The sequence below is a fragment of the Halobacillus salinarum genome (assembly GCF_022919095.1).
Taxonomy (GTDB): Bacteria; Bacillota; Bacilli; order Bacillales; family Halobacillaceae; genus Halobacillus_B; species Halobacillus_B salinarum.
This window is the reverse complement of record NZ_CP095073.1, coordinates 1,168,111-1,193,501: the sequence shown is the minus strand read 5'-3', so window position 1 is coordinate 1,193,501 and position 25,391 is coordinate 1,168,111. Positions and strand designations below refer to the sequence as shown.

The window sequence follows — 25,391 nt, the reverse complement described above, 5'->3', positions numbered from 1 at the left end:
CCCCCTTATTTTTTAAGCTCTTCCAAGATTTCCTGCTTCGTATCTTCCGTGCCGATACCGGTTAAGAATGAACGGGCATTCACAACAGGGAACGGGTATTCTTTCTTCGTCATCGCCGTTGTCACAAGCAGGTCTGCTGTGTCTACGTAGCTGTTTACTTCGGCAATCTTGATCTGTTTTAAGTCAACATCGAGCTTGTGTTCCTTCGCCATCTCTTCAATCGCATTGTTCACAACCGTAGACGTTGCAATTCCTGCTCCACATGCTACCAATACTTGTTTCTTTTTCATTAGTAAAACCTCCTTAGATTTCTGAGAAATTCAATTGATCCTCAAGCAGCTGTTTAATGTTTGCTTCGTCGGTCTGCCTGGCCAGGTACTGAAGCGTATCTTCATTTTGAAATACCTGCATCAGCTTTTGCAGCAGCGTCAGCTGGGAGTGCGGCTCATCCATCGCCAGCATAAACACGAGCTTGACAGGCGTTGTTTCTTCGTCATCTCCCATCACCCCAAATTCCACTTCCTTTTTCAGAACGGCCACGCTGATGTTTTTTTGGTTTACGTGTTCTACATCCGTATGGGGGATGGCAACAGATAGCCCTGCAGTCGGTAGACCCGTGGCAAATTCTTTTTCCCTGTCGATGATGGCCTGAACAAAGCTGTCTTTCACCAGGTTTTTGTCTGCCAGGTTCTGGCCCATCGCGGTGAGAACTTCTTCTTTTGTTGAGCCCTCTAAATTCAATAAAATAATAGATTCGTCCAGATAGATATCACTCATGTGCTAAACCTCACGATCTCCTAGTTATTGTCCACGTCTTTATCAGTGGAGTAGTCTTGTATGATCTGGTAGATTTCGTCTACCGTATCCGCATGGATGATCCGGTTGCGGTCGGCTTCTGAGCCGGCAAGCTTCATTAACTGCATCAGAGCGTGAATGTGCTGCTGCTTATCCACCGCAGCGATGACCACGATCAAATGGATGCGGTAATCCTCTGTAAAATCAACACCCTTTTTCAACCGTAACAGGCTCATGCTGACTTCATTCACTCCTTCATCAGGAGCGGCATGCGGAATGGCCATGTTCGGCCCGATCACGATGTACGGATCCTCTTCGGAACGATGGATCATCGCTTCCACATATTCCTGCTCGATCTTCCCGGCTTCGATCAAAGGTCTGGCACACAGCCGAATGGCATCCGCCCAGGAGGCGGCTGAATCCCTAAGCTTAATATGATCCGGGGGTATGAGCTCGTTTAAATGAATGTCTCTCGCTTTCACATTATGAGTGACCGATGCTTCCTCATCACGGTCGATGTAACGCTGCAGCTCTTCGGTTAACGCCTGCTCGTTTTTCACATCCGCATGCGTTTTCACGATATCGAGTAAATGCTGCACGTTGATGTCGTTCGGAATGTAACCGTGAAGCTCCAGCATGACCTGCTTCCTAAGCCGGTATTTCTCCTCTTCGCTTAAAAACGGCTTGGAGATGAACAGCTTTTTGTCCGTTTCCAAATACGTCGGCGAAAAGACGAGGTCGTATTCCAGCTCGTAATCGAGAAACTCCCGTACGGAAAGCGAATCGAGGAACACGAAGCCCGGGAACAGTTCCCGCAGTTCGCTGAACATCAGCCGCGATACCGATACACCTTGAGGGCAGACAACGATGGCTTTTGTTTTCTTATCGATGCTGTCGCCCTGCCTTCGCATCCAACCGCCAATCAACATCGTAATAAACGTCGTTTCGCTTTCCGGAATCCTTTTACCGATGAAGTCCTCAAGCGGCCCGATCGACCGTTTCACGAGATGATGGAGTTCTTTAATTTCCTTATTTAAGGAATCCTGAATATCAATCGTTTCTGTAAGCTGGTACTTAATCCGGTAAAAGGCCGGCTTAATATGCTGCAGCAGCTTATTCACGAGCTGGTCACGGTCCTGTAAGTAAATGCAGGCACTTTTTTCAAACAGTCTCAGCATGTTGTCAATGACCGGCACGAGCTTCTGGGTGGCGTCATCATCGGTTAAGTACTCGGACCAGTAGACATTAGTCGTGAGCAGGTGAAGTGTGAAAAACAGCCGCTCCTGCATCGGAATCTCACCAGTGTCGCGAAAAAGCTCTTCGGTTGCCAAGTATTCCTTCGTATTTGAAAGCTCTTCATATTTGATCGAAAAGAATTGCAGCTCCTTGCCTTGACCAATCCTTCTTAGAATCAAAATGATGATGTACGGCATGGTCGCGAGCTTCTCATCGGTAAACTTCAAATTGAGCTTGTTCTCCACCCGCTCAATCCGGCGGTGAAACTCCTCAATTTCTTCGAGAGAAATGTTCGCAAGCTTCCTAATCCGATTTTCACTTAAATTCATGTGCAGCAGCTGGTACGTCACCGTAATCAACAGCTTGCGGATTTGAAACTCTTTTCCTTCTAATAAATAACCATCGCGGCGTGAATAGCGAATCGTCAATTCATAATCATTCAAAAACGCCTGCGCCTGCTTTAAATCATTCAGTACCGTGTTCTTACTCACATCGAGTTCCACGGTAAAATGGTGCAGCGACAATTCCTCTTTACTGCTCAACAGCAGCATGAGCAGCAGATACACTCTCTGCTCTTCACTGAGTACAGTCACCTCCACAGGCGTGCTTTCATCTTCTCCATTCAGATTCGTAAACACCGACTGGTCAATCAAAAAATGACCTTTCCGCGTCCGCTCAATCACGGGAAGATTTTTTGCCATCAGCCAGTCATTAATCTTAGTGAAGCTGTACCCTAGCTGCCTGCGCGTAATTTCGTATTTATTTTCCAATGTAGTACTCGTAATACTCGGATTGCTCACGAGCTCATCCAGAATATTTTTACTTCTTTCATCAAGAGACACCGTTGCTGCCCCCCTTCACAAATGATTGTAGCACCCATCATAAATGCATTGGTTGCGCTTTCATCCCAAATGTACGAACAGTTATTGTACATCATTATGATTTACATAAATTTAACACAATATGAAAAGCCAGGCATTTGGCCTGGCTTGAGGGGTTTGTTTAATTTACGAAAACCTCCACTCTCTCATATCTGACAGTTTTTTCCCTTCTAAACTCTATAAACAAGCAGGATTTTACACCAAAAATCTCGAAACCTATTAGTAAGTGGATAATTTTGGGATTAATTCTAATCAAAGGAGGAATAGCATGACTCGTTATTTCAAGTTTGTAGCTACCAGGAAGGGTAAGGAAGACTGGATGGTAGACGAATTATTCCAAGGCCGTGCCCGTTACGGCTGGAGCTCACCAGGAAGAGACTTAAGGAAGATTCAGGATACCCCGAAAGATAAGCGGATTCCAGAAGAAAAAGTGACCTGGAAATATTCACAGTTTCTCATTAACCGCCTTCAGGAAGGCGACCGCCTCGTCATTCAGTTAAAGCGGCCGCTGCGGCAGTTTTTGATCGCGGAAGTAACAGGACCTTATACCTCCACCGACACAGAAGAAGACTTCAACCACGTTGTTCCTTGTCAGCTCCTGACCCCGGAATTTGTGGAAGTAGAAGCTGAAGCTGTATCTCAATCCTTGCGCCACCACCTCTCTAAACGCGGCAATTACTACGAAATCTATCCAGAAGAAGCTAAGCAAGAACTGGATTCGATCGTAGACCAGGCTAAAGAACCTTCCTTTATGAAGGCGAACCAGCAGAAGCGCTCCTCACAATTCGAACGAAAAGAATTGGAAGATTCTATTATTACAAGCACGTACGAGACGATCGCGAGGCAGTGGCCGAGCAAATACTTCGAGCAATTCGTTGCTGACCTCATTGGGTCAATCCCTGGTCTCGAAGTGAAAAAGCAAGGCGATTCCCACTTGGGCTGGGATTTAACGATGCGGATCCTGGACCCGCTTACAGAAGAGCCTTTATATGAAGAAATTCCGGTTCAATGTAAAAACTTCAACGGCAAAGTAACAACCACTCTCCCTATTGATGACTTAGAACGCTCGATTGAAAACACCCAATCCCCGATCGCCTATCTATTTATTCTCGGCGAGCTTACCGATGAATTTCATATGAAAATTGAAGAACGCTTAGAAGAGTTAAAAGCTCGGTACAACCGGGATATTAAATGGAATATCATCGAGCAGGACCAGATAGCCAGACTGTATTTGGACTCGTTAAACCGGGAGAGCGTGCCAAGTTTAAATGAATAAACGACCGGCACCCAAATATCTGTGGCAAGAGCATGAACGAGTGGAAGCTGTTTTTGATCCAACGAAAACGTATCGCTATCTTCTCAGCTGTATGTGGGAAAAAGAAGCTGATCCTGTCACTTTTGTTATGTTGAATCCGAGTGTTGCGGACGAAAACTACTGTGACCCTACACTCAAACGCTGCTTAAATTTTGCAAAGTCATGGGGTTACGGATCGATGAAGATTGTGAACCTCTTTGCCTTAGTTTCAACCGAACCAGAAGCACTCTCGTCTCATCAAGACCCCACCGGACCGGAAAATGATGCATATATTATAGAAGCATCACGAAAATCCCCTCTCATTATTTACGCGTGGGGCACAAAATACGGTTCGCTCAACGGGCGTTCTGACCGAGTACAGCACTTGCTGTCGAGCTATCCACATTACTGTATTAAAAAAAGCAGCAATGGCAGGCATCCCTGTCATCCGCTTTTTCTGCCAAAAAAATTACGTCCGGTTCCTTTTTAACCAAGACCAGGAGCGTCCTTTCACGGATGTTCCTGGTCTTTCACCTCCATATCCTAAATTTCTCCACATTTTTTAGTAACAATGCCCAAACCTCCTACATATTTTGATTTAGAAAGTGTTTTTTTACATTGGTCCATACGAAAAGTGTTATATTCCTGACCATTGAAAAACCAAATGACGATGGAGGTAACAAGAAAATGAGTGAATTTCAAAACGATCTTCAGAACTTGGAAGTCGGAGAATTTCAAGCGCAGAATTTAGTCCCAAGTCAGCCTTTTTATGGAAATGATTCTCGGTTAGCGTTTGTCTGTTTTGTATGCTATGGCTGTGTTGGTTGTGCCGGCTGCGCGGGCTGTGCACGCTGTGCCGGATGTGCTGGCTGCGGTGGCTGCGCAGGTCGTTGCGGCGGCTGTGCCGGACGCTGTGGCGGCTGCGGTGGCTGCGCGGGTCGCTGTGGTGGCCCTGGACGCTGCGGCGGTCCAAGATAAGAAGTTAATTTTTCAACAACACATGATGTACCCCCTTTATTCATGGGCTCCTGGAGACTTCTCTTCAGGGGTTCTTCTTTTTTTGACAAAACCTTCGTGGCAGTTACATACAATCGTAGTGGGAGCATGAGCAGATAAGGAGGAATGAAATGACGAATGTACATCCTTCTATGCGCTTGAAGGTAAAAAAAGGTACGTTTTATATGCCTGATTCAAATGGTAGTGTCTATTTCAGGAATAACGCCGGGGCATTTCGGATGGAAGGCAGAACGGTACACCAGTGGGTGGAAAAACTTCTCCCTATGCTCAGTGGAGAGCATTCCGTAGAAGCCTTAACCGACGGACTGTCCCCGCCTTACCGCACTCGGGTCTACGAGATGACGAACGCACTCTACACGAATGGGTTTCTTAGAGATCTCACTCAGGATCAGCCACACGAATTATCCGAAGAGCTTCTCCACACGTATGCGTCTCAAATCGAGTATTTGGAAAGCTTCGGGGATTCCGCGGCTTACCGCTTCCAGGAATACCGGAAGCAGAAAGTGCTTGCTGTTGGCAAAGGGTCGATGGTGACCAATCTCGTTTCAGCTTTGCTGCAATCGGGCCTTCCCCGTTTTCACGTATATGTGACCCACACCGAAGTCACCAATCTCAAACGTCTCAAGGATATTGAGCTTGCCGCACGCACAAAAGACGATAACGTTTCCGTGGAATACTTACAAAAAGAAGAGGTGAACTTCGATCAGCTGGATGGTTTTGATGCCGTTTTTTACGTTACACAGGAAGGCAATGTAGAAGAGCTGCGTCAGCTTCTTCAAACCTGCCGTGCGAAAAAGAAATGGTTTGTTCCGGCTGTGTTTACAGATCATCAGGGCATTGCCGGTCCTATCATTAGTCCAGAGTCAACTAATTGCTGGGAGTCAGCCATGCGAAGTCTGCACGAGGCGGAAGACGGGAAATCTCTTTCCAATTCCCCGACGGCATCGGCTTTACTTACGAATGTAATCGTATTTGAATGGTTTAAACAAAGCACCGGTATCAAAGAAAACCACCAAACGAACCATCTGTATTTGCTTAATCCGGAAACGCTCGAGGGCAAATGGCATCCATATAAAGCTCACCCTCTCAGCTCTGGAAAAATCACTGCAGAACTGATCGACAACGAATGGGAAGAAAAGCCGGATAAAAGCAGCGAAAACTGGTTTTATTATTTCAGCGGACTCACCTCACAGGAGTCAGGCGTTTTCCATCACTGGGAAGAAAGTGCGCTTAGCCAGCTGCCTTTATCCCAATGCGAAGTACAGACGAAGGATATCTCAGCAAATGGGACGCTGCATCCACGGATCATTAAGGCCGGGATGACTCATGAACAAGCAAGACGTGCGGCCGGCTTAGCTGGTATTGAACAATACATGGATCCGTTAAAAAAGGAAATGTTGTCTTCCCTAGAAGCTGGCTCACCTGCCCGTCTCCACCTTGGAGCCGGGGAGACTTATCAGGAAGGCATCAGCCGGGCCATTGATCAGTTACTTGAAGAACATTCTGCACAAGAGCCCGTCACTAAGCTCGAACTGAAAAACGTGGAGGACAGAGAGTGCCGCTATTATCTGAGAGCACTTACGACGATGACAGGGCAGCCTCCTGAACTTGGCCTAAGTGAAAATGCCTATGGATTTCCGGTGATGTGGGTGAAAACGCAAGACGTTTGTGCACACAGTGCCGGATTCAACTGGACCCTTGCCCTTAGAAAAGCGCTCGTTGAATCCTTAATGATCATCCAAAACGGTACAGCTAAAGAAATGAAATCCGTTCAGTTCCATAATAAAATGGCCATTGACATTCCTGCTTGTTTTGAAGATCACAATCTTATCCATTCGGTCCTCAGCCGTCTGGAAGAGTGTTCGGTTCCTATCGACCTTGTCAAAGTGACGGTCGAACCTTTTTCCAGCGATGGGATCATCGCCATTTACGGCGTGCTCGTTCGAGAGGAGGCAGAGGCATGACTTCCATATCCGTTGCAGGAAAAGGACAGTTAGCTGAACACGTCATTCAGCAGCTGTCCCCAAACTATCAGCTGAGAAGACTGGGCCCCTTCGATCAACCTTTGGAAAAAGACACCCTCCTTCTTGTGCTCGAGGATCACTGGAATCCAGCCGCTCATTTAAAAGCAGAAGAAGCGGCCCGTGCTTACGGCGTTCCCTGGCTCCGGGGGTTTGTAAGTTTTGGCGAAGGCGTCATCGGTCCATGGGTGGATCCTAATACTCCGGGCTGCTCCCAATGTGCCGACGCCAGAAAGTTGACCGCAGCGAAGGATCGGAACGACCTTTGGCACATTTATCACGAGCTTCAGCACAGCGGGCAGATGGTTCATGATGAGTGGATCTCTGAAGCAGGCCTTACCCATATGGCTCAGCTCATCACCGCTGAAGTCGAACGTATTCTTAGCGAAAACGCTGATGAAACGATGACGTTGATCAATGTAAAGACGCTGGAAACGACCCGTCACGTTATTCTGCCATATCCCGAGTGCCCTGTCTGCTGTACTGTCCCTGACGATGCCCCAGAAAAAATTGAACTTCAACCCAGCATGAAAATCAGTCCCAACAGCTACCGCTCCAAATCACTTCGTGAACTAAGCAAGAATCTTGAGCACGATTACCTTGATTCCCGCACAGGATTAATGAACAGCAAATTGATCGACTTTGAGACCCCGTTTGCCGATGTCATCGTCAACCTGCCGTTAATGAACGGCGACGAAGGGACAGCCGGCCGGACCACAACTTATGCTGTCAGTGAAATGACCGCCATTTTAGAAGGACTGGAACGATCATGCGGCATCGCACCGAAAGGGAAAGCAACAGTCGTTTATGACTGTTACAACAACTTAAAGTCAGCCCTTCATCCGTTAAAAGTCGGCGTTCATTCAGAAAATCAGTATGCGAAGGAGGATTTTCCTTTTACACCTTTTAGTCCTGACCAAAAAATGCACTGGGTGTGGGGATATTCACTAATCGCCAAAAAAACAATCCTCGTTCCCGAACGGCTCGCATACTACAGCATGGGATGCGGCGATGGGTTTGTATTTGAAACATCCAACGGCTGCGCACTTGGCGGGAGCCTTGAGGAAGCGATTTTTCATGGGATCATGGAAGTACTCGAACGCGATTCCTTTCTCATGACCTGGTATGCTAAGCTTGCCCTGCCGCGGATCGATCCTTATTCGAGCGAAGACAAAGAGCTCACCTTAATGCTCGACCGCATGAAGGAAGAAGGCTACGAGCTCTATTTATACAACGCCTCCATGGACCACAGCGTTCCGTGCCTATTTACGATTGTTAAGAAAACGGATCCGAACGCCGAAGGCATGAATCTCATGTGTGCCGCCGGCGCCTCCTTCGATCCGGTTAGCGCTGTTAAGAGTGCAATTTTTGAAAGCATCGGCATGATTAAGCCGTTGAATAAACAGTTTGAAAAAAATAAAGCCGAATATGCAAGCATGCTGCAGAACGATTGGCTCGTTGAAAAAATGGAGGACCACGGCATGCTTTATGCTCTTCCAGAAGCAGAAGAACGGCTCGACTTTTTATTAGACCAACCCATTCAGCAATCTTTTGCAGAAGCGTTCGAAAAGAAACAAAGCCACGCTGATTTGACGGAGGACTTGAAAAACCTTCTTCAGGAATTCGACCAGTTAAACCTCGACGTCATTGTCGTCGACCAGACGTCAAGTGAAATCAGCCGCAACGGCCTCCACTGTGTGAAGGTGCTTATTCCGGGAATGCTGCCGATGACATTCGGTCATCACCTGCGCCGTTTTACAGGCTTATCACGCGTGCTCACCGTCCCGAAAACACTGGGCTACTTTGAAAAAGATTTGACACCGGAAGAGCTGAATCCCTATCCGCACCCGTTTCCTTAAGGAGGAACGTCATGGATCTTGATTTGTTTTTACACGATTTGCATTTTCACAGCGAGCGGGTCATCCCACCGGACTGGGAAGTCGACTGGGAAGATGCGCCACTGTCTTATAAAATCTATCGCGATTTACCCGAGATCCCTTTAGCTGACGACATTCCATTAACTTTGTCTGAACAAAACTTCGGCCACATGCCGGAACGAAAGCAGCTCAGCTATTTTCTCTGGTATGTCTATGGACTAACTCAATACAGTGAGACGGTGACCTCATCAGACGGCAAGCCTGGAGAAACGTACACGTCCTTCCGCCGGTTCGCTCCCTCCGGAGGCGGGTTGTATCCAAACGAACTGTACCTGTATTTGCAAACCGATGAGCTGCCAAACGGCATTTACCATTATGACAACGCCCATCACCGCCTGCTCCTCCTCCGTGAAGGTACGTTTAATGACTATATAGAAAAAGCGCTCGGAACCCGTGTCGAGCATTCAAGCAGCTTCGCAACAATCATCCTTACAGCGCGTTTTTGGAAAAACTTTTTTAAATACCACAATTTCGCTTACCGGCTGCAAGGGTTGGATGCCGGAGCATTGATAGGGCAGCTGTACGAAATAAGCAAACCGTTTCGTTATGAACCTACCGTCCATTTTCATTTTCTCGACGATGCGTTGAATCATTTACTCGGGCTTAACAGCGATGAAGAAAGCACGTATGCCGTACTCCCTTTACGTGGAGGCAGAGCACCAACACTACCTTCCGATCTCTCTGCTTCCTCCTTAAGTCAAACGATTCCCGCAATCAAAGCGGTAGCCTGCGAACGTTCAAAAAACGTGCTCGATTTCTCTGATCTGGTCGAGATCAACGAGGCAGCCATGCTCCAATCAACGGACGATTTCCGTTCGTTAAATAGGAAGCCTTCAATTGAAGCTGAAAAAAAATGGCTGCTGCCACAAACAAAGAAGCTTGATTACGACTTGGCCAAAGCCTGCCGGAACCGTTATTCACCGGACATGGACTTTGTTTTGAAAAAAGTTGATTCAGCCACGGTTTCCTCATTATTAAAAGAAGCATCCCAAGATTCTGCGCCTCGCCTTTCCATTTACGGCTGCTTTTATCAAGTGGAAGGCTTGCCAGACGGTGCTTATAAATATGACGCCCCCTCCCATGCATTCGTGAAAGTGAAGGAAGGTGATTTTCGGCTGCCGCTCCAGCAAGGCATGACGCTCGATAACGTCAACCTGCACGAAGTCCCCCTCTGCCTTCATATTGCGGGCGACCGCGATCACTACAAAGACGATCTCGGCTACCGCGGTTACCGCATTCAGCACATGGAAGCCGGCATGCTTCTGCAGCGCCTGCTTCTCACAGCAAGCGCCCTTGGCATGAACGGTCACCCGCTGCTCGGGTTTGACGTCCAAACATGCGACCAGATTTATGGTTTGGAATCGAGAGGCGAAACGACACTGATTCAAATTCCGATTGGGTATTACCGTCCGAAAAGCTGGTTAAAAGGAGGTCTGCTTGGGTGAGGTCGATAGGGAGCGGTTTGTTCGATTCATTATGCGTGGTATGCAAATTTGTGCGAAGCGTTTGAAACACTAAGAGTAGTATTGCATTACTATTGCTGGGAGTATAACTTTTTGAGGTGTTTGAATGAAGGATGGATGAAGAGTTTAGCAGACGCTAAACTCTTCTATAGTTGTATCTCTACCTACCTCTCATCTATAATTTCATAGAATCACCCTGAAAAATAGAGTGATACTGGAAGAATGGTACAATAATAAAAAATGCTAGGTGGAGATTCTAATTACATATTTATTATGGAAAGATCAAGCCCCCTTCAACACAGGAAAACCAGATGAATTAGAACCTGTTATCACACCCTACCTATTGGACCGCCGAGACAAACACGGCGCCGTCATCGTCTGTCCAGGAGGAGGATATGCCAGACGTGCTGATCATGAAGGAGCTCCTGTGGCCAAATGGTTAAACAGCATCGGGCTCTCCGCCTTTGTTCTCGATTACAGAGTCTTTCCTTATAACCATCCTATTCCATTACTTGATCTCCAACGTGCCATTAGATATGTACGGTATCATGCTGAGAAATGGAATTTAGATAAACATCAGATTGGTGCCCTTGGATTTTCAGCTGGCGGCCACCTTGTTTCAACAGCCGCTACACAATTTGATCGAGGAGATCCGAACTCCAGCGATGTCATCGAACAGGAAAGCAGCAGACCGGATATGGCCATCTTATGCTATCCTGTCATTTCCTTTGTGGAGCATTATCATGAGGGATCTATGGTGAATTTATTAGGAGAAAATGCAACCGATCAAGATCGGCTCTTACTATCCAACGAAAAGAACGCTTCAACAGCTAACCCGCCAACCTTTCTATGGCATACCGCTGATGACGGCTCGGTTCCGGTGGAAAACAGCCTTTTATTCGCTCAAGCATTAAGTAAACACAGCGTACCCTTTGAAATGCATATTTTCCCTAACGGTCGTCATGGTTTAGGACTTGCCGAAGATCATGACGTGGTCAGTGGATGGACGGATTTATGTGAAAAGTGGTTAATAAACCAAGAATTTATTTCTTCTTAAATTGGCTGAAATCTATTACTATATATCGGCATCTTTGAACAATTTATTTCTTCCTAGAACAATAAAAGAAGAGTCCAGCTAAAATTGGACTCTTCTTTTAGAATATTAGTTAATCAAATGGCCTGCATACCGCCACTAGAATCTTTCCCACAGCTCTTAAACCACCAAATAAATGACCACCGGGATCGTCACAAGACTCAGAACCGTTGTTGCAAGCGTGGCACTCGTAACCGTCTGTGGTTCCGTTTGGAATTGGATCGCGTACATCGTTGTATTGGCAGCAGTCGGGGTGGCAGCCATAATGATCATGATTTGCTTGATTAATGGATCAACGGGCATCCAAATAACTAGCATGGTCGCAATTAGCGGGGCTGCCAAAAGCTTAATGATAAGGATGGTTGAGACTTTCTGTATCTCTAGTTTTTTTACGTGGATATTGGCGAGCTGCATGCCCATCGTAAGCATAATCAATGGAATCGCAGCATCAGCAACCAAATCGATGGCCTCCTTCAGTTCTCCCAGCGGAATGTGCAGGCTATGAAAGAGTACACCTGTTATCGCTCCATAGACCATCGGCATACGGCGGACAGCGCGCATAGCGGCTTTAATTCCGTCGGCGTCGTCACTTCCTTTGGCTGCATAGTAGACGCCTAATGTACTCATCAACAATTGCTGGAGCACCATCAAGACAATGGCTGTCTCCATTCCGGCCGTTCCGAATAAAAACAAAATGAGCGGGGTTCCATAATTGCCGTTGTTCGTAAACGCACAGGAAAGCACAAGCCCGCAACGTTCCTTTTCGCTATACTTGCGGACTTTTGCGATCATGCTGACCATAAGAATAATGATGATACACAGACCGAGCATATAAATCGTTATATATACGTAGGAAAAAGTGATCGATTGCTCATAAAACGTACGAAAAACGAGAAAAGGTACGAGGACGTACAGGGCGAGCTTGGAAAACGTCCCGGTGTCAAAATGGAAGATTTTCTGCACGGTATATCCAGTACCAAGCACAGCAAAGATGGGAATTAATATCGTTATAAATGCCATAATTGTATTCTCCTGCCATTAAAGCGTTAGAAAGAAGGGAACCAGCTAGGTCCCCTTCCTGACATGCTATCGATTAAACACGATGATTTTTTCTTCGGTCATTTCTTCGATGACGTAACGCGGTCCTTCTTTCCCCGTTCCGCTCTTCTTCACGCCGCCATATGGCATGTGGTCCACACGATATCCTGAAGTATCATTAATCATCAATCCGCCGACGTGGATTTCGTCCATGGCCTTCATTGCAAAGGACAAGCTGTTTGTAAATAGTCCTGCCTGCAGTCCGTACTCCGAGTCATTGACGCGGTTGATGACTTCCTCTTCTTTTGTATAGGCATCAACGGCTACAACTGGACCGAACACTTCCTGCCGGCACACTTTCATATCTTGATCAACGTTTGTCAAAATGGTCGGGTGAAAGAACACACCGTCACGTACTCCACCCGTTTCGACGACGGCTCCCTGATCAACGGCTTCCTTAACCCATTGTTCGACGCGTACTGCTTCTTCCTCCGCAATCATCGGTCCCATTTGAGTTGCTTCTTCCTTCGGGTCGCCAAGTTTGATTTGTTCAGCAGCAGCTTTCACTTTTTGTAAAAATTCTGCGTAGATGTCCTTGTGTACGTATACTCTCTGGACAGAAATACATACCTGCCCGGCGTTGTTAAAGCTTTTCTGTGCAACAAGTTCTGCAGCTTTCTCTAAATTGGCATCTCTATGAACAACGGTAGCGGAATTATTTCCAAGCTCTAAAGCGACGTTACGCAGACCTGCTTGTTCACGAATCAACTGCCCGACTTTTGGGCTGCCGGTAAAGGTAAACATTGTGATATCAGGTTGAGCTGTCAGCATTGGCCCGATCACATGTCCTTCTCCTGTTAGAACATTTAGGCGGCCTTTTGGCAGACCGGCTTTTTCAAACAATCGTGCCAGTAATAGAGCTGAGACAGGGGTCTGTTCGGCAGGCTTTAAGATCACACTGTTACCGGCGGCAATAGCCGGACCAATTTTATGACAGACGAGGTTTAACGGTACGTTAAATGGCGTGATTGCAGCAACGATGCCGACTGGATAACGGCGGGTAAAGGAGGTGCGGTTTTCTGAACCGGGGGCTGCTTCCACTGGAATACCTTCTCCGTGAATCCGCTTCGCCTCTTCTGCGGAATTTTCCAACGTTAAAGCGGAGCGTGCTACTTCTCCTTTGGCCTCATTGATCGGCTTGCCGACTTCCTCAGCGATGACATTTGCGAATTCGTCTGTATGTTCTCGTAACAGACGGGCGACGTTAAGCAGGATCTGGTAGCGATCATACATGGAAAATGGAGTTTGAAAGGCAGATTTTGCTGCTTCCACGGCTTGCTTGACGTCCTCTTTCTCGGTGACTGCTGTTTCTGCCATCACCGCTTGCGTATATTTATTAACGACTGGGGCTGTTTCCTGCTTGTCGACCCATTCACCTCCGATAAACAATCCGTATGAATGGGCTGCTGTCATTACATTCATTGTGATGACCTCCTTTAAAGATTATAACGTTACGACCTTTTTATTTACGTAGAAATCAGCGGCACGCCCGGTACTTCCAAATACGTCAATCTTTTCTTTCACTTTTTCCTTCATCACTTGCCCCGCTTCCCCTAATGAATTGGCGAGTACAAAGTCATCCGGATTCTCGTTCATGTAGGCCTGCAGACCTTTCGTATAGGCCTGGCGCAGTTCAGTATCTACATTGATTTTGGCGATGCCAAGCGTAATGGCCTGCCTCACCTGCTCGTCAGGTACGTCTGAGCCGCCATGAAGAACAATCGGACGATTTACTGCTTTTGCAATTTCCTCTAAACGCTCGAAACGGAGCTTCGGTGTTTCCTTATAGATACCATGGGCGGTGCCGATCGATACCGCTAAGTAATCGACATCCGTCGCGTTGACAAAATCAAGCGCTTCATCTGTCGTCGTAATGAGAGCATCCTTTTCATCCACTGTAATGTCATCCTCAGTTCCGCCGATTTTGCCAATTTCGCCTTCGCTGCCGATACCAAGCGCCTTCGCTGCTGCTGCCACGCGTTGTGAAATCGTTGTATTTTCTTCAAACGATAGGGCTGAACCATCAAACATGACCGATTGGAAGCCGAGCTGAATGGCGCGCATCGTTTGAGCAAACTCCCTGCTGTGATCCAAGTGGATGGCCACTGGGATCGAATAATGTTCGGCAAAGCTGTCAACCATTGCTTTCATCGGTTCAAGCCCAAGGGTTTGAATGACTTTCTGTCCAATTTGAATCATAACCGGCGCTTGCTTTTCTTCTGCCGCCTCTAGAATGGCGACAATTGTTTCAGCGTTATGGGCACTGAAGGCACCGACTCCATAGCCATGCTTTCGGGCTTGTTCAAGCATCGTTTTTCCATTTACAAAAGGCATTACAAAATCCTCCTTCTTATCGTTTCAGGTCAATATTATAATGGTACTGATCATTTCGATATTTCGTTTTCGTATATTCAATGGGACGATCATTCACTCCAAAGCTTAAGCGCGTCATCTCAAGCAGCGCTTCGCCAGCCCGGATGCCAAGCGCATCCGCTTCATCAATGGTTGCATTGATAGCAGAGATCTTTTCATTAGCCCGGTTTAAGTACACTTTGTAGTTTTCCAATAGTTCATAATAGCGGGCTTCATCGAGGTCATATTTGATTAGAATGTCACCGATATCTTTTGGCCAGCATGTCCGCTCTAAGGCGACCGGCGTTTCATCGGCTAGACGGATACGTTCTACAAGCAGAATCGGCTCGTCGTCCTTCACTTCAAGCATCGCCTTTTCATGAAACAAGTTGGATTTGAATTCGGCGCGAATCAGTTTACTTCGGGGTGTCTGACCTCTTTCTAATACCTCTTCGGCAAAGCCTTTCAGCTGTGTAAGGTTGCCACTGAGCTTTCTCGGCTTAACAATTGTGCCGCGGCCTTGTTTTTTTTCGACCAATCCTTCCTGAACAAGAATGGACACAGCTTGGCGGATCGTCGTCCGGCTGACATCGAATTCTTTCATTAGTTCTTGCTCTGTCGGGATCAATTGATCTGGTGCCCAGTCACCGTTGTGAATGCGTTCGATAAACAATTCCTTCAGCTGTAAGTAAAGGGCTAAATCTTTATTCGGGTCGATCTTAGTACTCACTATATTCTACTCTCCTTTGCTTAAGCGGAGGGTAGGAAGGATCATCACCTCCTAAAAGCGGGCGCAGCCACTTGAAATAGGACTCCCGTTCTTTAATAAAAGAAGGCGGCAGGCGTCGCTCTCCCTCAGCTATAACCTCGTATAGATTTACAGGTCTTAATTCTATTGTATAATAATCTGCCTGTTTTCGACGAATCGAAACCATACAGCCATTTCTGCCTTCCTCGACCCATCTGCCGCCTTCAACGCCTGCCTGATAGGCTTCTAATGCATCCACCTTGGATACATAAGCAGAAGAAGAGCGCTGATTCATCCCCAGCAGCTCAGCTCTTGCGGTTCCTTTGCATTCCTGACTTAAAAAGTCACGTATCTCTTTAGAAATTCCACCCAGCACCGTCCGTCCGTCTACGCGATTCAGTTCCATTTGCCTGCCCTCTTGCCACTGAACACCTTCACTGACAACTACGAGAGCGTATCCGTACGATTTAATCGCCTTCCTTACCGTCTGAAGGAGTGCTTCTTTATTCAGCTGTTCTTCAGGGACGGCAATAAAGTGCGGCCCTTCTTCGTTAAAGGTGCGATAAGCACCTGCGGCCAGCGCCAGCCATCCGGCATTTCTGCCCATCGTTTCCAGCACGCGGATCTGTTCGAAGTTATTCATCGCATATAAGTCGCGGCTCATATCTTTTGTCGTCCTTGCTACGTAATTAGCGGCACTCGCAAAACCAGGGGCATGATCCGTTGCTCCGATGTCATTATCCACTGTTTTCGGAAGACCGATCACCTGGAGCGGATAGCCGTTTCTTTCCGCCTCTTGCTGAATATGGTAGAGGGCTTCCATTGTCCCGTTGCCTCCGATAAATACAAGAGTATCAATCTGGTGTTTTTTTAAGTTGGCGACCGCTTTTGCAATCGCCGCCTTCTCAAGCGGATATCTGCCGGACTTCAAACAGGCCCCCGGAACGTGCCGGTGGTTCACCACCCAGGTAAGGGAATCGGAGGTCCCTGGAAGAAACCTTTCCTCCACCAGTCCTTGATAGCCGTTTTCTACAAGTACGAGCTTATGATTTTTTCTCGTCTGTTCGATAAACCCTGCAAGTGTGGCATTGATCACCGCTGATGGGCCACCCGCCTGGCCGACTGCCACTTTTCTCATCGGGCGTCCCCCTTTCATTCATTGGTGTACACGACCGTTTCAAGACCGAGCTTTCGCCCGAGTTCGATAAGTTCTTCTGTCACGTCTTCATAAACTAGTGCATAGTGAGGCTCAAAGCCTTCCTCCATTAAACTGTAAAGCGTTTCGTTAATCTCTGTTTCCAGTTCCACTTCAACAGAAGTGCCGTTGAATCGCTGCGGCGTGTCTAATGCGTCACCGCGCATGACCAGCAGCCGGTACCCGTTCGGTGTGTAGCCAACTCGGAAAATGGTAACCTGTCCTGGTTTTAATCCGAATTCCATCGTAAAACCGAGCTTCCTGTTCGGGTGCACGCCTGGTTTAGCTCCTTGCTCTGGATGTGCGAGCGAATAGGCTCCCGCTCCACAGTGCCAGAAAACGACCGAATTACTTGCTTCATTCACATGCACCATATCCCCAAGATAAGGCGCACTTCCACCGCTCAGCTGCTGAAGAATGAACATCGATACCGAGCCATGTATATCCGACTCACAAGCAGATACAATTCCGTCTTCCGTAAACTGCGAAAGGGTAGAGCAGGCTGCCGCTCCCAGTTCGTTGAAAAAATCAGGCCAGCAGCGAATGGCAAGTCCAGAGAAGTTTTCTTCTGCAATCAGGGATTCAACATAAGTTGTAAACTGGGCAAAGCGTTCGACAGTTTCATCGTTCCGATTCAAGCCAATGACCTGTTTTTCGGCACGGTCAATGGCGTGCACCCACTTTTCTTTAGGCAGTTGTTTTGATTCCTTAAAGGCTTTCATCAAATCAACTTCCTTTACCTTGACTCCGAGCTGCTTATGTAACAGCTCTTCATCGGTACCGGAAAAGAAAAATCCAGGTGGATGTTCACCGATGACACCGATTTTCAATTCCTGAAGGTCTTTGATGACCTGCTGAACTTTTAAGTATTTCTTTAAACGACTTCGAATCTGCGCTTCCTCGGGATTCCCGAATAAAAAGGAGTACGGGTGTTTGGCACATGTTAAGACATGGGATGTGCTGTTTCCTCCCGTTAACGAATTCAGCCGAAGCCGCCCATTTATGCTTGGCTCACGGATCGACCAGACAATCACAGGCGCCTGTACCTGTTGAATTAATGTCTCCACGAATTCTCCATCAGCAAAAGTTACGCTCTGGTAAATCGACATCAGCACTTCTTCTGCCTGAACCGTTTTCAAAAAATCCTGTAATTCATCGGGTGAAGTTAAAATGCCTTCAGGCTCAATCACATTTAGTCCTAACTGCCGCAGCATGTCGGAGCTATTCTGCCTTACTTCTTCCCCCGCTTCCAAATCAAACGTTTTTCTCCCTATAGGTACGTACAATACATTCATTTGCTGCCCCTCCCACTATTCATCTTTAAAAGATACCTACCTTTAAACTAAAGGTTATTACATTTACTTTTTATCCGTCAAGAGGTAATCGGTTCGAATCTGGTTAAATAAATCACTATATTTTGACTCCTTCCGGTAAAAGACAGGCGGCTCACCAATCGGGGCATCTACTTCTACCGTTCCTCCGGTAAAAGATGTTCCGCTCCATAAATGGATCCAGTCATCCTCAGGAAGATACACCTTCCATAGGGAAGCTCCCTCTTCGTAAACAGGAGCTGCAAGCATGTCAGAGCCAAGCATATACTGATACTGGATGTCATACGTCTGATCATCCTGTTCATATTCCATAAATAGCGGACGCTGGACGGGAATGCCCTCTGCCGCATTCACTCGGACTAGTTCTTTCAAGTATGGAGCAAGCGCTGCATGCACGTGTGACATCCGGGCAAAACCAGCAAGCGTTTCTTCATCGCCGTCGTATTGAAAACTGTCCTGCGGCCGATTGCCTTCATGGCTTCTCATGACAGGTGTAAACGCGGCAAGCTCAAGCCAGCGTAACAAAAGCTCTTTCGTCCGCTTGTTGCCATGCAAACTTGTATACCCGCCAATGTCGCTGTGATGGAGGCCATTTCCCGACAGTCCAGCAGACAGCGCTGCAGGAATGACAGAGGCAATGCCGTCATCAAGCTCCCAATTAACACTTTGATCCCCGGCCCACAAAAGTCGGCAGTATTTTTGGCTGCCTGTATAGCCGGCGCGCATGAAATAAACGATCTCCTTCTGTTTTCCCGCTTCTTCGACCGCTTCAAAATTCGCTTTTGCCCACAGCATCGGCCAGGCATTGTGCATGAGTTTGGCTGGCTGCTGGTTATAAAGCACCGCATCTGTCGGTAAATATTCGCCGAAGTCCGCCATCCAGCCATCCAATCCAAAGTCGATCGCATTTGTTTTAATCACGTTTTTATACCACGCAAATGCGTCAGGATTTGTGAAATCAACAATCCCGCAGTCAAATTCTCCGAAATCCACATTGTACACCTCATCTGCTTGTTTACGGACAAGATAGTTCTGCTTAAGTGCCTCTTGATAGAGACTGCCATCGACAATGATGTAAGGATTTAAATAACCGAGAAAGTGAATGCCCTGCTGCCTCCATTCCTTCAGCTTCTGGTCAAGATTCGGGTATTCCAGCTCATCCCACTGCCAGTTCCAGTTCAACCTGCGTCCAAATGAAGTGACCCGTTTCCCCTGCCAATCCTGTACCCAGACGGCTCCAAGCTTGATTCCAGCTTCCAGCGCGAGGTCAATCTTTTCCTGGACCTTTTCCGTACCTCCCTGCATTCCAAGCCACATGCCGTCATAAACCCACTCCGGCAGTTCCAGCTGCCGGCCGAGATAAGCGGTCAATTGGGTAACGAGCCCTTTATAGGAATCACTCGTTTCAAAAATAATCGCTTCCGGGATTTCCCAGATATGAAGCTCATGGAATTCGCTATTGCGGAAATCAAAGTCAGCATAAGCCGTCGTCTCAACGTGGCAGAAATACTTCTTAGTCGATAAGTAAGTGGGCTGTGGATAGTTCGTATGGTAATAATCTCCACCTGCCTTATCATGGACATCAGCCTGCCACGTCGTATACGTTGCTTTATTTCTGCCGACACCTGGCTCTGAAGTCCACAGCGGAAAGTGCTTGCCGCGCAAGTTTAAATGGGACATCTGCTGCCCGCAGCCGTACACTCTCTCCTCTTCTTCTGCAGGAATCCTGAGCCAGAAACGATTGTAAATCGACTCTGTTTGAGAAAACTTCATCGTCAAACGCTCTTTCTCATGGGTTAACGTCACACTTACCGACGGCCGATCTTCAGAAGAGCGTCTGAACTCCACTACATAACCGTTGTCCGTTTCTTTGACCATCGCCTCCCTCAGACCGATCCGCTCCACAATATAATCCTCAATGTCAAAGTTGCCCCGGTACATTTCCATTTTATCGATACCGCTGCCTACATAGAGACAGGGAGATTTGGAAGTATGAGCAAGAATTTTTCTTCCTTCTAAATAGATTTCAAAACCTTCGTTTCTTTTTTTCAGCTGCAACCCCTGCGGCTCAGTCATCTGCATGTTTACATTCCTCCCTTGTTACTTATAAACTTTCCGCTTTTTCTAATGATTCCTGCTCTTCTGTTTCATATTTTTTCTTCCAGCGCTTTACAGTAAGCCTCAGCACAAAGCCGGTTACAACCATGAGACCAATAGCAGAAGGCCAGAAATAGCCGGATACAACCGCTTCAGGATAAGCTAAACCGACTGGCGAAAAGACAAGGTAAGCAAATACGATCAGGCTTAAGATCACGACTGCGGTCGACATTCCGTATTTCCATGGGGTCATATCCACCTTCGGATTATATTTAACTGCATAAGGTTCAGGGAGTGGACGGATATAGCCAACCGCAAGCATAATGCCAACCTCAATGACAAATAAGATCGCAGAAATATGAATGAAGTTCATCGTAATGGTCACACCAAAGAGCTGGTCCAATCCCCAGACGAGCATATAATACGTAATGACGTGAAAGATGACGGCAATTTTTGCCCCCAATGGCGGAACATACTTGGAAGTAATCCCGACGAGTACAATTGCGATAATTGGAATGTTAAAGAAGCCGGTAAACTGACGGATAATGTCCCACAATCCGTCCGGTGCTTTTAACAGCATTGGCGAAATAAAGAATGATACGAGCGCCAGAATTGTTCCGAAAAACTTACTCACGCGGATCAATTGTTCATCGCTTGCATCAGGATTAAAACCAGGCTTGTAAATGTCTAACGCAAACATCGTGGCCGCACTGTTCAGTAAAGAGTTAAAACTTGAGAATACGGCACCAAGCAGCACTGCCAGGAAAAGTCCGGAGAAAATGGACGGCATTAAGTTCGTAACGATGGTCGGGTAAGCCAAATCCACCGTTTTTAAATTGGATCCGTATAAATGAAAGGCGATGACTCCCGGTATCATCATTAATAGCGGAACAATCAGCTTGTAAAATCCAGAGAACAGAACCCCTTTCTGCCCTTCTGCCAGGTTCTTTGCCCCTAGTGCGCGCTGGATTACATACTGGTTAGTACCCCAGTAGAACATATTCATGAAGATCATTCCGGTAAAGATGGCAGAAAAAGGGACAGAATCTTCACTGGAGCCGATTGCATTCAGCTTCTCAGCATTATCTGTAGCAAGTGTTTTGAAGCCGTGGAAGAGGTTGCCGTCTCCTAGCGCGATGAGCCCTAGAATCGGAATAAGTAATCCGATTACAAGCAGGCCGACTCCATTTAACGTATCCGATACCGCGACCGCTTTCAGACCGCCAAAAATCGCATAGATGGCGCCAATAATCCCGATCACCCAAATCGTCAGCCAAATGGACGATTGTAAGGAAATGCCGAGCAAACCAGGAACATCGAACAGTTTCAACACCGCCAGCGCCCCGGAATAAAGTACCGAAGGAATCGTGACAAACGCATATCCAAGCATGAATAACACAACGATGTATCTTCTCACCCCGTCATCAAACCGGCTGCTTAAAAATTCCGGCAGGGTAGAAAAGGCACCTCCTAAATACTTCGGCAGTAAAATCAAAGCCATAATGATAATCGCAATTGGCGCCGTTACTTCCCACGCCATATTTGACAAGTTCTCACGATAAGCCTGTCCATTTAAACCAATTAATTGTTCAGCAGAAAGGTTGGTTAATAACAGGCTCCCGGCAATAAATCCCCCTGTCAGTCCGCGGCCGGCAAGAAAATAACCGTCTGAATCATTTACTTGGCCTTTTGACTTCACATACGAGATCCAGCCCACAAGCCCCATAAAGAATACGCAAGTCACTATGGTAAAAATGATGCTATTCATATTTTTCCTCCTCATTAATAAAATGGTGAACCTCGACATTCGGACCTTCTATCCCGATACAGGCTCCATTTGCTACAAACCGATCGTGCTCCTCATGCGCGATAAGCCACTTGTTCCTCATAAATAAAAGCGGATCCTCTCCCTTCTCTTCTTCACTCAGTTCCATATTCGTCCCTTCAGGCAAAATAACCACACACTTGAACCCGGCTGGATGAACTTTACAAGGAGCTAAATGAAGTGTCGTCTGATACATTTCGATAGCAATTCCTTTAGGAATATAAAACGCTTTCAAATCTTGTGTATGAAAACGGTGACCTTTCACTTCGTTAAGATGGCCGACAAGCATCACGAGTTCTGTGATAGCAACATTGATTTCACTTCCCTTATGGTACTCAAGACCCCCGAGCTTAGAATTCTTTCCATTGCAGTAACCTAATTGGACACTCATCCCCCCATAATACTTCCGTTCAACGAAAGATTGTATTGCTCGAGTCTCAAGAATCGGTTCCGAGGGAACGTACACATTCCCTCTTTCAGGAATCTCAAGCTCCTTCATCCCCGCCCGTAATTCATCCAATGGAAAATCATCAAGAACCTTTCCATAGCGAAGAAAAGCTTCCGCTCGCACATCCTCCAGCCTCAAATGCGGATTCATTTCTTTCAATCGTTCAATCATATGTACCTCCTCCCAACAAAAAGGTATCAACCTTTAATAAAACATCACTACCAATTTGTTTTCTATTCTATGTAACCGCCTTCAAAATTGCAAGAGTATTTTTAAAATTTTTAGAATTTTCCACCTGGTGAATTCTAATGAAAATAAACAAAACCCGGCTGTCAGCCAGGCTTTAAGAGGGTTCTATAATTTAAATAATTTATTAACAGCTATCCATAATCTTCTCTGCTTCTCAATAACAATATCAAACATAAAATGTTTATTTGTGTTGACTTATGCTCGAATTCACCTTTATAATTTAACACAAACAAACATTAAGGGTGAAGCCCATGCTGCAAGCAGAACGACGCCATAACATTTTAAAACAACTTCAAACATCAGGAACCGTTTATATCGAGCAATTAGCCACTCAATATAACGTATCCACCATGACCGTCCGCCGGGATCTCGCTGCTCTGGAAGAAGAAGGCAAGCTGATACGGTCCCACGGGGGAGCGGTCCTTCCAGAATCACTGACGCAGGAAGTCCCCTACCAAACGAAGCTTTCCAGCTATACGGCTGAAAAAGAACAAATTGCTAAAAAAGCGGTAGAGCTCATTCCTGATCAAGCAAGAATCTTACTCGATTCAGGTACGACAAACCTTGAAATTGCAAAACTTTTAAAGTCAAGAGATGACCTATTGATCGTCACAAATGATGCGAAAATATCGATTGAGCTTCTTCATTCAGACTGTAAGGTGATTTCAACAGGGGGAGAGCTGCAAAAAGATGTCGGGGCGTTTATCGGCACCCACGTACAGGAATTGTTGCGGCAGATTAAAGTGGACATCGTTTTTATAGGAGCGAATGCTGTCCATTTAACAGAAGGCATCTCTACCCCTACATTAGAAAAATCGTATATTAAAAAACTGATGCTGAAAAATGCCAGTTCCAAATGGATTGTGGCCGACCACAGCAAGTTTAATAAACGATCCTTTGCCCATGTATGTGATTTTGACGAAGTTAATGGCATCATTACCGATGATCAAATCGATGCGCACACAAAAGAACAACTTCACCAAGTAACTAATGTTTACTGATTGAAAGGAGGAATGATACATGGATATTGTGGTTCTTTGTGATGATCTGACAGGAGCGAATGCGACAGGCGTAAAATTGTCCAAACAAGGGTTTAAAACGGCTACCGTGATTCATGGACTTCCATTACCTCAATCCGGATACGATGCACTTTGTTTAGATATAGACAGCCGCTATGCACCAGAGAACCAGGCACGAAACCGTGTGACGGCTGCTCTTAAAGAAAGCACAAAAAACGGACGGGCCGCTATTTACAGCAAAAGAATCGATAGTACTTTAAGAGGAAATATCGGCAGTGAAATGGAAGCGATGCTGGAATTTTTAGGGAAGGAGACTGTAGCGGTTGTCGTCTCTTCTTTTCCCGACTCAGGACGCACAACGATCGGCGGCTTTCTTCTCGTTGACAACATTCCCCTTCAGCAAACCGATGTCGCCCAGGACCCTGTACGTCCGCTTACGACGTCAAAAGTAGAGGAAATCATCCAGTTTCAAACGGAGCTGCCGACTACAACACTGGGCTTGGATGTGGTGCTTGGAGGACGGGAAAAACTAGAACAGCAAATCAATCAAGCGAAACAGCATTCTAAAATTATTTGTATCGATGCCGTCACCGAGGAGCATATCGATTTGATCGCTGAAGTAGTGAAGAATATAGAGACCCCGGTCCTCTCTGTCGATCCGGGACCGTTTACAGCCGCTTATGCCAGCAAAAAATTGAACCAGGCGAAAAGAAGCCACAAATACTTAATCACGATCGGGAGCGTGACCACTCAAACCGGGATGCAGATAGATTATTTCACTCACAAAATGAATGTGAAACCGATTTATGTCACCCCTGCAAACCTCGCAACCTTTACGGACGACTGGGGTAAAGAAGTCAACCGTGTTGTTGAAGAAGCGGAGGATAAACTTCAAGACACCGATATACTTATGATCACCACTTACTCTCCCGGCCAAAAAATGTTAGACCTTTCCTCATTGGCTGCAAAGGAAAATACGACCGAAGACAGCCTTGCGAAGAGAATCACAGATGGTCTAGGTATGATCAGCCGGAGAATTTTAGAAAACAACCGGGAGCTTTTCAAAGGTTGTTACCTGAGCGGAGGCGATGTGACGGCCTCGGTCGGTTCAATTACGCGAGCCCACGGCATTGAATTAAACGACGAAATCATCCCTTTAGCTGCGTTTGGAAGCTTTATCGGCGGTTATTTAGACGGCATGCCTGTCGTCACGAAAGGGGGCATGATTGGTGACAAAAAAGCCCTGCACACGTGTATGAGCTATTTGATTTCATCAACAATAAATACGTAAA

Annotated in this window: 21 protein-coding genes; 9 read left to right on the top strand and 12 right to left on the bottom strand. The window is 46.6% G+C overall.

Annotation, left to right across the window (positions count from 1 at the left end; all coding sequences use genetic code 11):
- Nucleotides 1-5 precede the first annotated feature (5 nt).
- From MUN89_RS06155 to MUN89_RS06145, 3 genes are read right to left on the bottom strand one after another with little or no spacing between them, the layout of a single operon-like run.
- Nucleotides 6-290, bottom strand: coding sequence for a PTS sugar transporter subunit IIB (locus tag MUN89_RS06155; RefSeq protein ID WP_244712296.1), 285 nt, complete (start codon nt 288-290; stop codon nt 6-8).
- 13 nt (nt 291-303) lie between these two features.
- Entirely contained in the window at nt 304-777 is a 474-nt protein-coding gene (locus MUN89_RS06150) for a PTS sugar transporter subunit IIA (protein ID WP_244712295.1), read from the bottom strand.
- 20 nt (nt 778-797) lie between these two features.
- A complete protein-coding gene (locus MUN89_RS06145; RefSeq protein ID WP_244712294.1) occupies nt 798-2,873 on the bottom strand; it encodes a BglG family transcription antiterminator in 2,076 nt (691 codons plus the stop codon).
- Between the two features lie 307 nt (nt 2,874-3,180).
- Here MUN89_RS06145 and MUN89_RS06140 point away from each other — a divergent pair, with 307 nt between their 5' ends.
- The 7 genes from MUN89_RS06140 (at nt 3,181) to MUN89_RS06110 (ending at nt 11,701) form a co-directional block, all read left to right on the top strand.
- The gene (locus MUN89_RS06140) at nt 3,181-4,188 is read left to right on the top strand and encodes a hypothetical protein (RefSeq protein WP_244712293.1); all 1,008 of its coding nucleotides are present in this window, start codon (nt 3,181-3,183) and stop codon (nt 4,186-4,188) included.
- Entirely contained in the window at nt 4,181-4,696 is a 516-nt protein-coding gene (locus MUN89_RS06135) for a DUF1643 domain-containing protein (protein ID WP_244712292.1), read from the top strand. The genes MUN89_RS06140 and MUN89_RS06135 overlap by 8 nt, the downstream gene beginning before the upstream one ends.
- Before the next feature lie 321 nt (nt 4,697-5,017).
- Nucleotides 5,018-5,314 (top strand): hypothetical protein, encoded by a 297-nt coding sequence (locus MUN89_RS06130; protein ID WP_244712291.1) that lies wholly within the window; start codon nt 5,018-5,020, stop codon nt 5,312-5,314.
- 19 nt (nt 5,315-5,333) lie between these two features.
- On the top strand, nt 5,334-7,187 hold the full coding sequence (locus tag MUN89_RS06125; protein WP_244712290.1) for a putative thiazole-containing bacteriocin maturation protein: 1,854 nt from the start codon (nt 5,334-5,336) through the stop codon (nt 7,185-7,187).
- On the top strand, nt 7,184-9,103 hold the full coding sequence (locus MUN89_RS06120; protein WP_244712289.1) for a TOMM precursor leader peptide-binding protein: 1,920 nt from the start codon (nt 7,184-7,186) through the stop codon (nt 9,101-9,103). The genes MUN89_RS06125 and MUN89_RS06120 overlap by 4 nt, the downstream gene beginning before the upstream one ends.
- Before the next feature lie 11 nt (nt 9,104-9,114).
- Complete coding sequence (locus tag MUN89_RS06115; protein ID WP_244712288.1) at nt 9,115-10,626, top strand: SagB family peptide dehydrogenase; 1,512 nt, start codon at nt 9,115-9,117, stop codon at nt 10,624-10,626.
- Nucleotides 10,627-10,891: 265 nt separating this feature from the next.
- A complete protein-coding gene (locus tag MUN89_RS06110; RefSeq protein WP_244712287.1) occupies nt 10,892-11,701 on the top strand; it encodes an alpha/beta hydrolase in 810 nt (269 codons plus the stop codon).
- A 156-nt stretch (nt 11,702-11,857) separates the two neighbouring features.
- On the opposite strand, the gene MUN89_RS06105 is transcribed toward MUN89_RS06110, so the two are convergent.
- The 9 genes from MUN89_RS06105 to MUN89_RS06060 all read right to left on the bottom strand — a co-directional run bounded on the left by MUN89_RS06105 (nt 11,858) and on the right by MUN89_RS06060 (nt 23,002).
- Nucleotides 11,858-12,757 carry an AEC family transporter gene (locus MUN89_RS06105; RefSeq protein ID WP_244712286.1) on the bottom strand — a complete coding sequence of 300 codons (900 nt, stop codon included), beginning with the start codon at nt 12,755-12,757 and terminating at the stop codon, nt 11,858-11,860.
- Between the two features lie 66 nt (nt 12,758-12,823).
- Nucleotides 12,824-14,257 (bottom strand): aldehyde dehydrogenase family protein, encoded by a 1,434-nt coding sequence (locus MUN89_RS06100; protein WP_244712285.1) that lies wholly within the window; start codon nt 14,255-14,257, stop codon nt 12,824-12,826.
- Between the two features lie 21 nt (nt 14,258-14,278).
- On the bottom strand, nt 14,279-15,169 hold the full coding sequence (locus MUN89_RS06095) for a class II fructose-bisphosphate aldolase (protein WP_244712284.1): 891 nt from the start codon (nt 15,167-15,169) through the stop codon (nt 14,279-14,281).
- 16 nt (nt 15,170-15,185) lie between these two features.
- A complete protein-coding gene (locus tag MUN89_RS21905) occupies nt 15,186-15,917 on the bottom strand; it encodes a GntR family transcriptional regulator (RefSeq protein ID WP_305852440.1) in 732 nt (243 codons plus the stop codon).
- Nucleotides 15,907-17,073 carry a diphosphate--fructose-6-phosphate 1-phosphotransferase gene (locus MUN89_RS06080; protein WP_244712283.1) on the bottom strand — a complete coding sequence of 389 codons (1,167 nt, stop codon included), beginning with the start codon at nt 17,071-17,073 and terminating at the stop codon, nt 15,907-15,909. Before MUN89_RS06080 ends, MUN89_RS21905 begins: the two co-directional genes overlap by 11 nt.
- A 14-nt stretch (nt 17,074-17,087) precedes the next feature.
- Complete coding sequence (gene sftI / locus MUN89_RS06075) at nt 17,088-18,425, bottom strand: sulfoquinovose isomerase (protein ID WP_244712282.1); 1,338 nt, start codon at nt 18,423-18,425, stop codon at nt 17,088-17,090.
- A gap of 63 nt (nt 18,426-18,488) precedes the next feature.
- Nucleotides 18,489-20,543 carry an alpha-glucosidase gene (locus MUN89_RS06070; RefSeq protein WP_244712281.1) on the bottom strand — a complete coding sequence of 685 codons (2,055 nt, stop codon included), beginning with the start codon at nt 20,541-20,543 and terminating at the stop codon, nt 18,489-18,491.
- Nucleotides 20,544-20,565: 22 nt separating this feature from the next.
- A complete protein-coding gene (locus MUN89_RS06065; RefSeq protein WP_244712280.1) occupies nt 20,566-22,326 on the bottom strand; it encodes a solute:sodium symporter family transporter in 1,761 nt (586 codons plus the stop codon).
- On the bottom strand, nt 22,319-23,002 hold the full coding sequence (locus MUN89_RS06060; RefSeq protein WP_244712279.1) for a DUF4867 family protein: 684 nt from the start codon (nt 23,000-23,002) through the stop codon (nt 22,319-22,321). Before MUN89_RS06060 ends, MUN89_RS06065 begins: the two co-directional genes overlap by 8 nt.
- Nucleotides 23,003-23,331: 329 nt before the next feature.
- Here MUN89_RS06060 and MUN89_RS06055 point away from each other — a divergent pair, with 329 nt between their 5' ends.
- Both MUN89_RS06055 and MUN89_RS06050 read left to right on the top strand, forming a co-directional pair.
- Nucleotides 23,332-24,081, top strand: coding sequence for a DeoR/GlpR family DNA-binding transcription regulator (locus MUN89_RS06055; RefSeq protein WP_244712278.1), 750 nt, complete (start codon nt 23,332-23,334; stop codon nt 24,079-24,081).
- A 19-nt stretch (nt 24,082-24,100) separates the two neighbouring features.
- The gene (locus tag MUN89_RS06050; RefSeq protein WP_244712277.1) at nt 24,101-25,390 is read left to right on the top strand and encodes a four-carbon acid sugar kinase family protein; all 1,290 of its coding nucleotides are present in this window, start codon (nt 24,101-24,103) and stop codon (nt 25,388-25,390) included.
- Nucleotide 25,391: the final 1 nt, after the last annotated feature.

What these genes read in the sequence shown, in the direction of transcription:
- MUN89_RS06155 (WP_244712296.1), bottom strand. Translation starts at nt 290, where the DNA reads ATGAAAAAGAAACAAGTATTGGTAGCATGTGGAGCAGGAATTGCAACG.
- MUN89_RS06150 (WP_244712295.1), bottom strand. Translation starts at nt 777, where the DNA reads ATGAGTGATATCTATCTGGACGAATCTATTATTTTATTGAATTTAGAG.
- MUN89_RS06140 (WP_244712293.1), top strand. Translation starts at nt 3,181, where the DNA reads ATGACTCGTTATTTCAAGTTTGTAGCTACCAGGAAGGGTAAGGAAGAC.
- MUN89_RS06135 (WP_244712292.1), top strand. Translation starts at nt 4,181, where the DNA reads ATGAATAAACGACCGGCACCCAAATATCTGTGGCAAGAGCATGAACGA.
- MUN89_RS06130 (WP_244712291.1), top strand. Translation starts at nt 5,018, where the DNA reads ATGGCTGTGTTGGTTGTGCCGGCTGCGCGGGCTGTGCACGCTGTGCCG.
- MUN89_RS06125 (WP_244712290.1), top strand. Translation starts at nt 5,334, where the DNA reads ATGACGAATGTACATCCTTCTATGCGCTTGAAGGTAAAAAAAGGTACG.
- MUN89_RS06120 (WP_244712289.1), top strand. Translation starts at nt 7,184, where the DNA reads ATGACTTCCATATCCGTTGCAGGAAAAGGACAGTTAGCTGAACACGTC.
- MUN89_RS06115 (WP_244712288.1), top strand. Translation starts at nt 9,115, where the DNA reads ATGGATCTTGATTTGTTTTTACACGATTTGCATTTTCACAGCGAGCGG.
- MUN89_RS06105 (WP_244712286.1), bottom strand. Translation starts at nt 12,757, where the DNA reads ATGGCATTTATAACGATATTAATTCCCATCTTTGCTGTGCTTGGTACT.
- MUN89_RS06100 (WP_244712285.1), bottom strand. Translation starts at nt 14,257, where the DNA reads ATGAATGTAATGACAGCAGCCCATTCATACGGATTGTTTATCGGAGGT.
- MUN89_RS06095 (WP_244712284.1), bottom strand. Translation starts at nt 15,169, where the DNA reads ATGCCTTTTGTAAATGGAAAAACGATGCTTGAACAAGCCCGAAAGCAT.
- MUN89_RS06080 (WP_244712283.1), bottom strand. Translation starts at nt 17,073, where the DNA reads ATGAGAAAAGTGGCAGTCGGCCAGGCGGGTGGCCCATCAGCGGTGATC.
- sftI (WP_244712282.1), bottom strand. Translation starts at nt 18,425, where the DNA reads ATGAATGTATTGTACGTACCTATAGGGAGAAAAACGTTTGATTTGGAA.
- MUN89_RS06070 (WP_244712281.1), bottom strand. Translation starts at nt 20,543, where the DNA reads ATGCAGATGACTGAGCCGCAGGGGTTGCAGCTGAAAAAAAGAAACGAA.
- MUN89_RS06065 (WP_244712280.1), bottom strand. Translation starts at nt 22,326, where the DNA reads ATGAATAGCATCATTTTTACCATAGTGACTTGCGTATTCTTTATGGGG.
- MUN89_RS06060 (WP_244712279.1), bottom strand. Translation starts at nt 23,002, where the DNA reads ATGATTGAACGATTGAAAGAAATGAATCCGCATTTGAGGCTGGAGGAT.
- MUN89_RS06055 (WP_244712278.1), top strand. Translation starts at nt 23,332, where the DNA reads ATGCTGCAAGCAGAACGACGCCATAACATTTTAAAACAACTTCAAACA.
- MUN89_RS06050 (WP_244712277.1), top strand. Translation starts at nt 24,101, where the DNA reads ATGGATATTGTGGTTCTTTGTGATGATCTGACAGGAGCGAATGCGACA.